At 73.8% G+C, this 12,630-nt stretch carries 15 protein-coding genes; 7 read left to right on the forward strand and 8 right to left on the reverse strand.

Going from position 1 to position 12,630, the window contains the following annotated elements:
- Positions 1-103: 103 nt before the first annotated feature.
- The gene (locus AB0873_RS30360) at positions 104-403 is read left to right on the forward strand and encodes a hypothetical protein (RefSeq protein ID WP_366604044.1); all 300 of its coding nucleotides are present in this window, start codon (positions 104-106) and stop codon (positions 401-403) included.
- Positions 404-409: 6 nt separating this feature from the next.
- On the opposite strand, the gene AB0873_RS30365 is transcribed toward AB0873_RS30360, so the two are convergent.
- From AB0873_RS30365 to AB0873_RS30380, 4 genes are all read right to left on the reverse strand, one after another.
- A complete protein-coding gene (locus AB0873_RS30365; protein ID WP_196255872.1) occupies positions 410-1,276 on the reverse strand; it encodes an HAD-IIA family hydrolase in 867 nt (288 codons plus the stop codon).
- Entirely contained in the window at positions 1,225-2,256 is a 1,032-nt protein-coding gene (locus AB0873_RS30370) for a ferrochelatase (protein WP_155331295.1), read from the reverse strand. The genes AB0873_RS30365 and AB0873_RS30370 overlap by 52 nt, the downstream gene beginning before the upstream one ends.
- A gap of 107 nt (positions 2,257-2,363) precedes the next feature.
- Positions 2,364-3,131, reverse strand: coding sequence for an enoyl-ACP reductase FabI (gene fabI / locus AB0873_RS30375; protein WP_366604046.1), 768 nt, complete (start codon positions 3,129-3,131; stop codon positions 2,364-2,366).
- 23 nt (positions 3,132-3,154) lie between these two features.
- Positions 3,155-3,859: a beta-ketoacyl-ACP reductase gene (locus tag AB0873_RS30380; RefSeq protein WP_366604048.1), complete on the reverse strand. Its 705-nt coding sequence runs from the start codon at positions 3,857-3,859 to the stop codon at positions 3,155-3,157.
- 417 nt (positions 3,860-4,276) lie between these two features.
- Here AB0873_RS30380 and AB0873_RS30385 point away from each other — a divergent pair, with 417 nt between their 5' ends.
- Positions 4,277-4,429, forward strand: coding sequence for a hypothetical protein (locus AB0873_RS30385; protein ID WP_155331292.1), 153 nt, complete (start codon positions 4,277-4,279; stop codon positions 4,427-4,429).
- A gap of 70 nt (positions 4,430-4,499) precedes the next feature.
- Here the strand turns inward: AB0873_RS30385 and AB0873_RS30390 are convergent, their stop codons facing one another.
- Genes AB0873_RS30390 through AB0873_RS30400 form a run of 3 tightly spaced genes read right to left on the reverse strand, consistent with a single transcriptional unit; the run spans position 4,500 to position 7,533 of the window.
- A complete protein-coding gene (locus AB0873_RS30390; RefSeq protein ID WP_366604050.1) occupies positions 4,500-5,450 on the reverse strand; it encodes a VWA domain-containing protein in 951 nt (316 codons plus the stop codon).
- Entirely contained in the window at positions 5,447-6,448 is a 1,002-nt protein-coding gene (locus AB0873_RS30395; RefSeq protein ID WP_366604058.1) for a DUF58 domain-containing protein, read from the reverse strand. The genes AB0873_RS30390 and AB0873_RS30395 overlap by 4 nt, the downstream gene beginning before the upstream one ends.
- Positions 6,427-7,533, reverse strand: coding sequence for a MoxR family ATPase (locus AB0873_RS30400; RefSeq protein ID WP_155331290.1), 1,107 nt, complete (start codon positions 7,531-7,533; stop codon positions 6,427-6,429). The genes AB0873_RS30395 and AB0873_RS30400 overlap by 22 nt, the downstream gene beginning before the upstream one ends.
- Positions 7,534-7,772: 239 nt before the next feature.
- Between AB0873_RS30400 and AB0873_RS30405 the strand changes: the two genes are divergently transcribed.
- The 3 genes from AB0873_RS30405 to AB0873_RS30415 all read left to right on the forward strand — a co-directional run bounded on the left by AB0873_RS30405 (position 7,773) and on the right by AB0873_RS30415 (position 10,088).
- Positions 7,773-7,997: a hypothetical protein gene (locus AB0873_RS30405; protein WP_366604052.1), complete on the forward strand. Its 225-nt coding sequence runs from the start codon at positions 7,773-7,775 to the stop codon at positions 7,995-7,997.
- 139 nt (positions 7,998-8,136) lie between these two features.
- Positions 8,137-8,616 (forward strand): PH domain-containing protein, encoded by a 480-nt coding sequence (locus AB0873_RS30410; protein ID WP_155334134.1) that lies wholly within the window; start codon positions 8,137-8,139, stop codon positions 8,614-8,616.
- On the forward strand, positions 8,613-10,088 hold the full coding sequence (locus AB0873_RS30415; RefSeq protein WP_366604054.1) for a PH domain-containing protein: 1,476 nt from the start codon (positions 8,613-8,615) through the stop codon (positions 10,086-10,088). The genes AB0873_RS30410 and AB0873_RS30415 overlap by 4 nt, the downstream gene beginning before the upstream one ends.
- Before the next feature lie 9 nt (positions 10,089-10,097).
- Here AB0873_RS30415 and AB0873_RS30420 read toward each other — a convergent pair whose 3' ends face one another.
- Entirely contained in the window at positions 10,098-11,162 is a 1,065-nt protein-coding gene (locus AB0873_RS30420) for a phosphatase PAP2 family protein (protein WP_155331287.1), read from the reverse strand.
- Positions 11,163-11,296: 134 nt separating this feature from the next.
- Here AB0873_RS30420 and AB0873_RS30425 point away from each other — a divergent pair, with 134 nt between their 5' ends.
- The gene (locus AB0873_RS30425; RefSeq protein ID WP_155331286.1) at positions 11,297-11,692 is read left to right on the forward strand and encodes a hotdog domain-containing protein; all 396 of its coding nucleotides are present in this window, start codon (positions 11,297-11,299) and stop codon (positions 11,690-11,692) included.
- Positions 11,689-12,546 carry an MBL fold metallo-hydrolase gene (locus AB0873_RS30430; protein WP_366604056.1) on the forward strand — a complete coding sequence of 286 codons (858 nt, stop codon included), beginning with the start codon at positions 11,689-11,691 and terminating at the stop codon, positions 12,544-12,546. The genes AB0873_RS30425 and AB0873_RS30430 overlap by 4 nt, the downstream gene beginning before the upstream one ends.
- The last annotated feature ends 84 nt before the right edge of the window (positions 12,547-12,630 follow it).

Consider the following 12,630-nt stretch of genomic DNA (forward strand, 5'->3'; position numbering starts at 1 on the left):
AGGGATTTTCGTCGTTTCCACCAGGCTGCGATCCCGTGACCTGCGACTTCACGGCCGCCAGCCGACTATATCGATGTGATCTTGCGGAACGCAGGGCATCGGCGTGCCGGAGGAGATGGTGGCCGGCATGCGCGGCTCGCCGCACTGGCGGGCCATGGCGTCGGTCGCGCACACCTTCGCGTACGACAGCCAGCTCAGCGAGGAGACGACGGCCGCGCTGCTCAGCCGCGTGACGGTGCCGACGCTGGTGCTGGACAGCGCGGGCAGCAGCGGCGATCTGACCGGCATGGCCGCCACCGCGGCGGCGATGCTGCCGAACGCCGTCCACCGCAGCCTCCCCGGCGAATGGCACCAGGTACCGGCGGAAACGCTTGCGCCGGCGGTCGCCGACTTCCTGCGGTAGCCGGCCTCAGACCTCGTCGATCAGGTCGGCGACGGAGTCGACGATCCGCGACGGCCGGTACGGGTACCGCTCGGCCTCGGCGCGGCTGCTGATGCCGGTGAGCACCAGGATCGTCTCCAGCCCGGCCTCCAGGCCGCAGAGGATGTCGGTGTCCATCCGGTCGCCGATCATCGCGGTGGACTCGGAGTGGGCGTTGATGGTGTTCAACGCCGAACGCATCATCATCGGGTTGGGCTTGCCGACGAAGTACGGCTCCACACCGGTCGCCTTCGAGATCATCGCGGCGACCGACCCGGCGGCGGGCAGCGCCCCCTCCACCGAGGGGCCGGTCGCGTCGGGGTTGGTGCAGATGAACCGGGCCCCGTCGTTGATCAGCCGGACCGCCTTGGTGATCGCCTCGAAGCTGTAGGTGCGGGTCTCCCCCAGCACCACGTAGTCGGGCGCGAAATCGCTGAGCACGTAGCCGACCGCGTGCAGGGCCGTGGTCAGCCCGGCCTCGCCGATGACGTACGCGGTGCCGCCCGGCCGCTGGTCCGCCAGGAACTGCGCGGTGGCGAGCGCGGACGACCAGATCGCCGACTCCGGGACGTCCAGCCCCATCCGGGCCAGCCGCGCCTGGAGGTCCCGCGGCGTGTAGATCGAGTTGTTGGTCAGCACCAGGAACGGCTTGCCGGAGGCGCGCAGCTTGGCGATGAACTCCGGTGCGCCGGGAACCGGCTGGCCCTCGTGGACCAGCACGCCGTCCATGTCGGTGAGCCAGCTCTCGACGGGCTTGCGGTCAAGCATCGTGATTCCCAGGGGGTGTCGGGCCGCCGGGGCGGTCAGGAGGGGCGCCGGGCGGGGACGCAGCAGGCGGTCGGGCAGGTGTCCCACATGGGCAGCTCGCCCAGTCGGCGGCGCAGCGTCGCGCCGGCCGGGTCGGTGCGTTCGCGGACCAGTTCGCGCACCATCGCGACGAACCGCGGGTCGGTGCCGGGCGTGCGGGCACGGACGAAGTCGAGACCGAGCTGCTTCGCCGTCTCCAGGGCCTCGGTGTCGAGGTCCCACACCACCTCGAGGTGATCGGAGACGAACCCGATCGGGCTGACCACCACGCTGGTCACCCCCTGCTCGGCCAGCGCGCCCAGGTGGTCGTTGACGTCCGGCTCCAGCCACGGCACCTGCGGCGGGCCGGACCGGCTCTGCCACACCAGGTCGTACGGCAGGTCCGGGGCGGCGGCCGCGTGCACCAGCCGGGCGGTCTCGGCGAGCTGCGCCTCGTACCGGCCGCCGTGCGGGCCCGCGGTGGCCGCCGCCGAGACGGGGATCGAGTGGGCGGTGAACACGATCCGGGTGCTCTCCCGCTTCGCCGGGTCGAGCTGGGCCAGCGCCGCCGTCACCGCGTCGGCGTGCGGCTCGACGAAGCCGGGATGGTCCCAGAACTGCCGGAGCTTCTCGACCACCGGCGCGTCCGGGCCGACGGCGGCGCGGGCGGCGGCGATGTCCTCCTGGTACTGCCGGCAGGACGAGTAGCCGCCGAACGCGCTGGTCACGAACGCCAGCGCCCGCTTCACCCCGTCGTCGCGCATCCGGGCCACCGTGTCGGCGAGCATCGGGTCCCAGTTCCGGTTCCCCCAGTAGACCGGCAGGTCGACGCCGTTGGCGGCGAAGTCCTCCCGGATCGCGGCGAGCAGCTCACGGCACTGCTGGTTGATCGGCGAGACCCCGCCGAAGTGCAGGTAGTGCTCGGCGACCTCGGTCAGCCGCTCCGGCGGCACGCCCCGCCCCCGGGTCACGTTCTGCAGGAACGGCATCACGTCCTCGGGCCGCTCCGGCCCGCCGAAGGAAACCAGCACCACCGCGTCGTACACCATGGTCCCATTCTTGCCCGCGGCCCGGGCCGGGCAGACGACGCCCCCGATTCCGGGCGTTAAGAAGGGGCCCCGCCTCTACCGGAGACGTTAAGAAGGGGCCCCTCCTTTCAGGCGCCGATGGCGTGGTAGCCGCCGTCGACGTGGACGATCTCGCCGGTGGTGGCCGGGAACCAGTCCGACAGCAGCGCCAGGCAGGCGCGGGCGGCCGGCTCCTGGTCGGTCAGGCTCCAGCCCAGCGGGGCGCGCTCGGTCCACGCGTCCTCGAACTGATCGAAGCCGGGGATCGACTTCGCGGCGATGGTGCGCAGCGGGCCCGCCGCGACCAGGTTGCTGCGGATGCCCTGCTTGCCGAGGTGCAGCGCCAGGTAGCGGGAGGCCGACTCCAGCCCGGCCTTGGCCACGCCCATCCAGTCGTAGACCGGCCACGCCTTCGTCGCGTCGAAGGTGAGACCGACCACCGCGCCGCCGGGAGACATCAGCGGCAGCGCGGCCATGGCCAGGGACTTGTAGGAGTACGTCGAGACGTGCAGCGCGGTCGCGACGTCCTCCCAGGGGGCGTCGAGGAAACCGCCGCCGAGGCAGCTCTGCGGGGCGAAGCCGATCGAGTGGACGATCCCGTCCAGGCCGTCGACGTGCTCGCGTACCTTGTCGGCGAGCCCCGCGAGGTGCTCGGCGTTGGTCACGTCCAGCTCGATCACGGGCGCCGGCTCGGGTAGACGCTTGGCGATCCGCTCCACCAGGGAGAGCCGGCCGAAGCCGGTGAGCACGACCTGGGCGCCGTTCTCCTGGGCGAGCTTCGCCACCGAGAAGGCGATCGAGGCGTCGGTGATGACCCCGGTGACCAGCAGCCGCTTACCGGCCAGCAGTCCTGACATGTCGGTGTGTCCTCCGTGCTTTCTCAGTGGCCCATGCCGAGGCCGCCGTCGACCGGGATGACCGCGCCGCTGATGTACGCCGCGGTGTCGCTGGCCAGCCAGGTGACCACGCCGGCGACCTCGTCGGCGGTGGCGAACCGGCCCGCCGGGATGGCCTTGCGGTACTCGGTGCGGCGCTCCTCGGGCAGCGCGGCCGTCATGTCGGTGTCGATGAAGCCGGGCGCGACGACGTTTGCGGTGATGTTGCGGCTGCCCAGCTCGCGGGTGATCGAGCGGGCGACGCCGACCAGGCCCGCCTTGCTGGCCGCGTAGTTGACCTGGCCCGGGCCGCCGTACAGGCCGATCACCGACGAGATGAAGATCATGCGGCCCCACTTGGCGCGCAGCATCCGGCCGGAGGCGCGCTTGGCGCAGCGGAACGCGCCGGTCAGGTTCGTGTCCAGGACGCGGGTGAACTGCTCCTCCGACATCCGCATGAGCAGCGTGTCGTCGGTGATGCCGGCGTTGGAGACCAGCACCTCAACGGCCCCCAGCTCGGCCTCGATCGTCCCGAACGCCGTGTCCACCGAGTCGTAGTCGGTGACGTCGCAGCGGACACCGAACAGCCCCTCGGGCGCGTCGCCGCTGCGGTGGGTCACCGCCACCCGGTCGCCCTGCTTGACGAAGGCCTGCGCGATGGCCAGGCCGATCCCCCGGTTGCCCCCGGTGACCAGGACGGTACGGGCCACGGTTCCCCCTCTGCTCAGCCGATCTCCACGTCGGTCGGAGCCTAGGGGTTACCGGTAGGTAAGCGCTAACGCCGGAGACGTCGTACCTGGTCAGCGGGGGTGTGAAGGACGCCACGTCCGGCCGGGCGGACGGGTGTCGTCGGCCGGTCGGCCGAGTGCGCGCACCGCCGGCGGCGGGTGTACGATGATCCCCGTTTGCGAGCCGGGAACCGGTTCGCGTTTCGGGCCCCGCCGACCGCAGGAGGTGATCGCTGTGCGAGATAGCGATCCTCCCAGTCGTGGCCGGGACCCCCGTCAGCCCCGCTGAGCCCTGACCCGCCAGCCCGGCTGACCAGCCCTGCTCCCCGCACCGTCCGTCCCGGCCGCCGGCCGGGACGACCGCTGGTGTCGGCCGGAGCCGCCCGGTCACGACTTCGTGTGCGCGTTCTGACCCATCCCCGCGGGCTGCCACGCCCGCGCCCAGTCGCCACCGGAGCCGATCCCATGAGCCGTTACGTCGCCCCGCTGGGCTTCACCCTGGCCGCCGTCTGGGTGGCCGTCCTCTTCGTCCTCGCCAACGGCGGCCACTGACCCGCCGCGCCGGTCCAGGACCGGTCGCCGCCATTCGTCGGCGGCGGGCCCTGGACCGACGCGAGTCGTCCTAGACGATCCGGGACGACCACAGCAGGCTCGCCGCCCCCGCGCAGAGCGCGAACAGCAGCGCCACACCCGCGTACCACTGGGTGACCTCACGGGGCTCGGTCCGGAACCCGATGGACGAGCCCATGTCCTGGTAGACCTGCTTGAGTTCGCTCACCGACGCCGCCTCGTAGAAGTACCCCTCGGTCGTCTCCGCCAGGTCGGCCAGGGCCAGCCGGTCGACCGGCACCCGCTGCAACTGGCCGCCGATGTCCACCTGGCCGCCGTCGGTGCCGAAGGCGATGGTGGAGACCGGCACGTTGGCCGCCTGCGCCGCCGCCGCGGCCTCCTCGACCGACCGTCCCGAGGTGCGGTAGCCGTCGGAAAGCAGCACGATCCGCGCCGGGGGAATCCCGGCGGCGCCGTCGGCCGGCACCGACCGGATCGCCTCCAGGCACGTGAACACGGCCTCCCCGGTCGCCGTGGACTCGGCCAGCACCAGGCCGTCGATGGCGGCCGTCACGGCCTGCCGGTCCTTCGTCGGGGACACCAGCACGTTGGCCGCCTTCGCGAACGAGACCAGGCCGAGGTTGTAGCTGTCCGGCAGTTCGTCGACGAACTGCTTCGCCGCCTCCTGGGCCGCCGCCAACCGGTTCGGCGCCACGTCGTCGGCCTGCATGGACAGCGACACGTCGATCGCCAGCATCACGGTGGCCCGCTCCAGGGGCTCCCGGGTGTCCACCGCGGGCCGGGCCAGGGCGGTGGCCAGCACCAGCAGGGAGAGCAGGAACGCCGCCGCGGGGACGTGCCGGCGCCAGCCCAGGCCCTTCGGCGCGAGCGTACGCAGCAGGTCCACATTGGTGAACCGCATCGCGTACGCCCGGCGGTGCAGCTGCCGCCACACGTAGAACGCGGCGAGGGCGAGCACCGGCAGCACGGCCAGCAGCCACCACGGTTGCAGAAAACGGATCATCGTGTTGTCCCCCGGGTGCGGGCGTGCCGCTGCGCGGCGACGAAGCGCACCATGTCCAGCAGCCAGTCTCGGTCGGTGCGCAGTCGTAGGTGGGCGGCGCCGGCGGAGCGCAGCGCGGCGGCGATCTCCGCCCGCTGGGCCGCGGCGGCCTCGGCGTACCGGGCGCGCAGCCGCGGATCGGCGGTCTGCACCTCGTGGAGTTCGCCGGTCTCCGGGTCGACCACCGGGAGCACGCCGACGTCGGGCAGTTCCAGCTCACGCGGATCGACCACCTCGACGGCCAGCAGGTCGTGGCGGACCCGGAGCTTCCGCAGCGGGCGGACCCACTGCGCGGGCGGCGCGAGGAAGTCGGAGACGACCACGGCCACGCCCCGCCGGCGGGGCGGCCGGTTCAGCATGTCCACGAGCACGCCGAGGTCCCCGCGCCCGGGGCGGATCTGGGTGCCGGCGATCGCCCGTAGCAGACCCTGCGCCTCCTTGCGCCCGGAACGGGCGGGCAGCCGGGTGAACAGGCCGGGCCCGGGCGCCGGCGGCCGGCGTCGCCGACCACCCCCGGCGGGCTCGTCACCGGTGCCGATGACGGCGCCGATCCGGTTGCCACCGCGCACGGTCAGGTGGGTGAGGGCGGCGGCCGCGGCCACCACCACGTCCCGCTTCAGCCAGCGGCCGGTGCCGAAGTCGAGGCTCGCCGACAGGTCCACCGCGAGCCACGTCTCCAGCTCGCGGTCGGCCACCGTACGCCGCACGTGCGCCGTCGTCGTCCGGGCGGTGACCGGCCAGTCCATCCGGCGTACGTCGTCGCCGGGGCGGTACTCGCGTGACTCGCCCGCCTCGCTGCCCGGGCCGGGCAGCAGCCCGACGTAGTCGCCCTGGAGGAGGCCGTCGAGCTTGCGGGTGACGAGCAGTTGCAGGCGCGACAGGGCGGCCTCGGAGCGGTCGCGGGGGGTGGCGTCGGGGGGCCGACGGGTGGGTGAGGTCACGGCCGCTGCCCGGGCCAGCCGGCGCCCGGCGGCGCGGCGGCCGGTGTCGGCGTGGCCTGCTGCCGCGGAGCGACCGACGGCAGCGGGATGGTCGCCATCACGCGGTGCACCACATGGTCGGCCGGCACGTCGTCGGCGAGCGCGTCGTAGCTGAGCACCAGCCGGTGCCGGAGGATGTCGGGGGCGATGTCCTGCACGTCCTGCGGCAGCGCGTAGTCGCGGCCGCGCAGCAGCGCCAGGGCCCGCGTGGCGCGGACCAGGCCGAGCGAGGCGCGCGGGCTGGCGCCGTACTGGATGAGTTGCGCGACGTCGGGCATGCCGTGCTCGGCCGGGCTGCGGGTGGCCAGCACCAGCCGGACCGCGTAGTCGACCAGCGCGTTGTGCACGAAGACCTGGTCGGCCTTGCGCTGGAGGGCGACCAGGTCCGGGGTGTCGAACACCGGCGTGGGCTCCGGGGGCGCGACGCCCATCCGGTACACGATCTCCCGCTCCTCGGCGTCCGTCGGGTACCCCACGATGATCTTCATGAGGAAGCGGTCGCGCTGCGCCTCCGGCAACGGGTAGACACCCTCCTGCTCGATCGGGTTCTGGGTGGCCATCACGAGGAACGGGTCGGGCACCCGGTGGGTCTCGCCGCCGATCGACACCTGCCGCTCGCTCATCACCTCCAGCAGCGCCGACTGCACCTTGGCCGGCGCGCGGTTGATCTCGTCCGCGAGCAGGAAGTTGACGAACACCGGCCCCAGCTCGACGTCGAACTTCTCGCTGGACTGCCGGTAGATCCGGGTGCCCATGATGTCGGCCGGCACCAGGTCGGGCGTGAACTGCACGCGCGCGAACGTCCCGCCGACGACCTTCGCGAGGGTCTCCACGGCGAGCGTCTTCGCGACGCCCGGCACGCCCTCCAGCAGGCAGTGGCCACGGGCGAGCAGCGCGACCATCATCCGCTCGACCATCCGGTCCTGCCCGACGATCACCCGCTTGATCTCGAACAGCGCCCGCTCCAGCAGCGTCGCGTCCTCCGCCGGCGTCGTCGCCGGGGTGGGTGTCTCCGGGCCCGCCCCGTCGGGGGTCGTGGCGTCGGGCGTGGTCGGCTGGGCCACCGGTCCTCCACAGCATGATCGGTTGTCGGGCGTGGTGCGTTACAAGACTGACATGCCCGGCTGAGCACCGAGGTGATGAGAACCCGATTCCCGCCACGCCGTCCGGTGTCCCCGAATCGCCGATCACGGGTGGACAGGAACGGGGCCGGCACGTGTACGATTCACCCCGTCGCCGGGCGGCTCCCCCCGTGGCCGCCCGGCGCTCATCTTCTCCTCCCCGCCACCCTAGACTGGCCGGGATGGACACCCCCGCACCCGACGCTCTGGTCTGCTCGGCCCGTGGCTGCCGCGCCCCCGCGGAGTGGGCACTGCGGTGGAACAATCCGCGCCTGCACGACGCCGCCCGGCGCAAGACCTGGCTGGCCTGCGCCGACCACCGCACCTCACTCGGCGACTTCCTCGACCTGCGGGGCTTCCTGCGTGAGGTCGTACCGGTGGCCGGATCGCCTACCCTCGAAGCGTGAGCGCGCACAACGGATTCCCGCGGTGAGCGGTGACGACCGCGCCGGGCCGCCGCCCGCGCCGACCGACCCGCCCTCGGCCCCGCCCGGCCGGCCACCGGCCCCGCCCGGCCCGCCGCCCGGCCGGCCGCCGGCCGGCCCGCTGGAGCCGTGGCCGGAGACCGTCCGCTGGCAGTCCGTCTCGTCGAACCTGATCTGGGTCGAGCTGCTGCGGCTGGCCGCTCTCCTCCTCGTCGTCATGGCGCTGCTCGCCATCGGCTGGGCCCTCAGCGGCAGCGGGCTGTTCGGCGCGGCGGTCGCGGTGGTGCTGCTGCTCGGCTGCCTGCGGGTGGTCGCCATCGTGCGCGCGGTCCGCGCCTGGGGGTACGCCGAACGCGAGGACGACCTGCTGGTCCGCCACGGCCTGCTGGTCCGCCGGCTGTCCATCGTCCCGTACTCGCGGATGCAGTTCGTCGACGTCAGCGCCGGCCCGTTGGAGCGCGCGTTCGACCTGGCCACCGTCCAGTTGCACACCGCCGCGGCGGCCAGCGACGCCCGCGTGCCGGGGCTGCCTCCGGCCGAGGCGTCCCGGCTGCGTGACCGGCTCACCGCGCTCGGCAGGGACCGGGCGGAGGGCTTGTGAGCGACCGCGCCGAGCGGGGCCCGGAGGAGGTCCGGCCACCCGCCCCGGAGCCGCACCCCGCTCCCTACCCACCCTCCGGCGCCGCGCCGCACCACGGCGCCTTCCCGACGCCCGGACCCCATCCGGCGGCTCCCGGCCCCGGCCTCCCGGCCGGCCAGGCGGAGCCCCGGCACCGGCTGCACCCGCTGTCCCCGGCGCTGCACGGCGCCAAGTCCCTGGTGGTGGTGATCGCCGGGCTTTCCTGGTCGACGCTGTCCCGGGTGGGCCTCGGCTGGTTCGCGGTGATGGCGGCGGTGCTCGCGCTGGGCGCCACCGTGCTCGCGGTGATCAGCTGGTACAACACCGGTTACCACGTCGTCGGCCGGGAGCTGCGCGTCTACGAGGGGCTGCTGTGGCGGCGTACCCGCGCCATCCCGTTGGAGCGGCTCCAGGCCGTCGAGGTCGTCCGGCCGCTGCTCGCCCAGCTCACCGGTCTCGCGGAGCTGCGCCTGGAGGTGGTCGGCAGCGGCAAGACCGAGGCGCCGCTGGCGTACCTCAGCGTCGCGGACGCGACGGCACTGCGGCAGCGGCTGCTCGCCCTGGCCGGCCGCGCCCCCCAGGACGTCGCCGCACCGGAGGCCCCGGCCGAGGGTGCGGCGCCCGGCGACGCGGCCGTCCCGCCGGGCCGGCCGCTGCACGCCGTGCGCAACCAGGATCTGCTGCTCAGCCAGTTGCTCACGCCGCAGGCCCTCCTGGTTCCGTTCGGCGTGGCGTTCGTGGTGGCGCAGTTCCTCTCCGAGGGTTCCTGGTCGTTCATCGCGGTCGCGAGCACGCTGACCGCCATGGCGGGCGTGCTGCTGCAACCGATCCGCCGGGTGCTGGACGACTGGAACTTCCGGCTCGCCCGGGACGCCGGCACACTGCGCGTCCGCAACGGGCTGCTGGAGACCCGCGCACAGACCGTGCCGCTGCACCGGGTGCAGACGGTCGGGGCGACCTGGCCGCTGCTGTGGCGGGTCAAGGGGTGGCTGCGGCTGCGGCTGGAGGTGGCCGGCTACGCGGTGGGCGAGTCCGACGAGCGCAACCGGCCGGACCGGCTGCTCCCGGTCGGCGACCTGCGCACGGCGGAGACGATCCTCGCCGAGGTGCTGCCCGGGGTACGCCTCGGCGAGCTGCCGCTGACCCGACCGCCGGCGCGGGCCCGCTGGCTCAACCCGCTCAGCCGGCAGGTGCTCGGCGCGGGGCTGCACGGGAAGGTCTTCGCCGTCCGGTCGGGCCTGCTCACCCGACAGGTGGTCGTCGTGCCGTACGCCCGGATCCAGAGCGTGCGGGTCGTGCAGGGGCCGGCGCAGCGGCGGCTGCGGCTGGCGACGGTGCACGCCGACACGGCCGGCGGCGCCGGCGCCGCCGCGCAGGACCGGGACGTGGCCGAGGCGTGGGCCCTGGCGGCGGAGCTGACGGCCCGGTCGCACGCCGCGCGCCGCGCCGGCTGACCCCCGCGGTCAGCGGCCGGCGGACACCGCGCCGTCGCCCGCCGCGGGCACCTCGTCGGCCACCGGCCCGTCGAGGGTACGCCCGGAGCGCGGGTGCGGGATGGACCACGAGCGCTGGGTACGCCGGCCGCGCCGCGCCGCCCACCAGCGCTCCCCCAGGCCGACGGCGAGGAAGGTCATCCCCACGTACGCCCAGCCGACCAGCACGTCGATCACGTAGTGCTCGCCGCAGTAGACCAGGGTGAACGTCATGGCGAGGGGGTACGCGAGCAGCAGCGGCCACCACCGCTTCCGCGTCGCGCGCAGGAAGAACAGCACGACGAACAGGGCGAACGCGGTGTGCAGCGACGGCATCGCGGCGACCGGGTTCGAAGCGATCTGACCGGCGTTCAGCAGGTTGCCGGCGCCGTGCAGGCCGAACGCCTTCCAGCCCCGGGTGGAGATCCGGGCGACCTCCTCCAGCAGCCCGTTCTGCGCCGCCCACCAGGGCGGGGCCGCCGGGTAGAGGAAGTACGTCACCAGGCCGGTGGCGCAGAGGAAGCCCCAGCGGCGCATGAAGGCGGCCCACCGCCCCCGGTCCCGCAGCCAGAGCACGGCGGCGGCGGCCAGCGCCACCACGAAGTGCGAGAAGTAGACCCAGCTGGCGAGGACGTCCCACCACCGCACCTCGGGCTGGTACAGGTGCTGCTGGAGCCAGACCGTCGGGACCTGCCCGCCGGTGGCCCAGCCGAACATCAGCCGGTCGGCGACGATCAACTCGTACGCGTGCGGCGTCGCCCCGTTGTCGGCGAAGCCCCGGGACAGGTTGTAGACGACGAGCAGCAGCACGACCGGCAGCCAGTCCCGGGCGAAGCGGAGGTGGCTGCGCCACGGCCGGGTGGAGTTCCACGCGACCGTCGCGGCCCAGATCCACAGGAACGCGTACGCCGGGTCGGTGGGCAGGCCGATGAGAAGCCAGCCGGCGACGAAGCCGACACTCCAGAGGGTCATCGCCACCACGCGGCGACGTCCGCCCTCGGCCACCGGGGTCGGGTCGGTGCGGGCGGGAGGCTGGGGGTCGGTCGCGACAGACATCGCGGTCAAGGTTAACGGCGGTCGCCGTGGAGGCGGACGGAGGACCACCGGGAGTTGACGTCCGTGGTTTCCGGCTCAGGCGTGGCCCGCCGCAGCCGCTGCGGGCTCCCACAGGAGTCGCTTAGGCTGTGGACATGCAGGAGCAGCCCTTCACGGCGGGGTTGACCGCCCGCGTCGAGCTGACCGTCACCGACGCCGACACGGCGCAGGCGGTGGGCTCCGGGGACGTGCCGGTGCTCGGCACGCCGCGGGTCCTCGCGCTGGCCGAGGCGGCCACGGTGGCGGCGACCGCCACCCGGATGCCGAGCGGCTCGACGACCGTCGGGGTGCGGGTCGAGTTGGAGCACCGGGCGGCCACGCCGGTCGGGCGGACCGTGGTGGCGCGCGCCCACCTCGCGAAGGTCGACGGGCGGCGGCTGCTGTTCGAGGTGTCCGTCACCGACGGCGACACGACGATCGCCGACGGCCGGGTGGAGCGGCTGCTGGTCGACCGGCAGCGCTTCGTGGAGCGCGCCGCACAGCCGTCATGACCGGCCGCTCCGCCCCCGGCCACTTCGCCACCGGTCGTTTCGTCGAGGTCGCCGACCGGGTGCACGTGCTGTGCGAGCCGCTGCTGCGGGTCAACGTCACGCTGGTCGTGGGCGACGGCGCGGCGCTGCTGGTCGACACCCTCTCCACGGCCCGGCAGGCGGCGGAGCTGGCCGAGGCGGCGCGGGCGGTCACCCCACACCCGTGGACCGTGGTGAACACGCACCACCACTTCGACCACTGCTTCGGCAACGCGACGCTCGCCGGTGAGCCACCCCGCCCGGTGTACGCGCACGAGCTGGCCGCCGCCGCCATGCGCGAGCCGGACCGGCTGCGCCGGGAGGCGTACGAGGAGATGCGCGACGAGCAGCCGGCGCTGGCGGACGAGCTGGCCGGCACCGACCTGCTGGCGCCGACCCACACGGTGCACACCGAGACCACGCTCGATGTCGGTGGCCGGCGGGTGGTGCTGCGCCACCCCGGTCGCGGGCACACCGCCGGGGACCTGGTCGTGCACGTGCCCGACGCCGACGTGCTGGTCGCCGGGGACCTCGTCGAGCAGAGCGGGCCGCCGGCCTTCGAGGAGTCGTACCCGTTGCAGTGGCCGGAGGCCGTCGCCGACCTGCTCCGGATGACCACGGCCGCCACGGTGGTCGTCCCCGGGCACGGCGATCCGGTGGATCCCGAGTTCGTCCGGGCCCAGCATGCGCAGCTCGCCGACCTGGCGTGGCTCATCCGCGCCGGCCACACCGGCGGCGCACCGCCGGAGCGGGTGGCCGCGGAGTCCCCCTTCGGCGCCCGCCCGGCCCTCACCGCCACCCGCCGCGGCTACGCCCACCTAAACGGCACCCCCTGATACGAAAATCGGGCGGTCGTGGTGATCAGGTCAGGCTGCTTGTGCGGGGTGGACCGTGACTTGGTAGCCGAGTTGGTGGAGTTG

The organism is Micromonospora sp. NPDC047707 (assembly GCF_040704235.1).
GTDB lineage: Bacteria > Actinomycetota > Actinomycetes > Mycobacteriales > Micromonosporaceae > Micromonospora.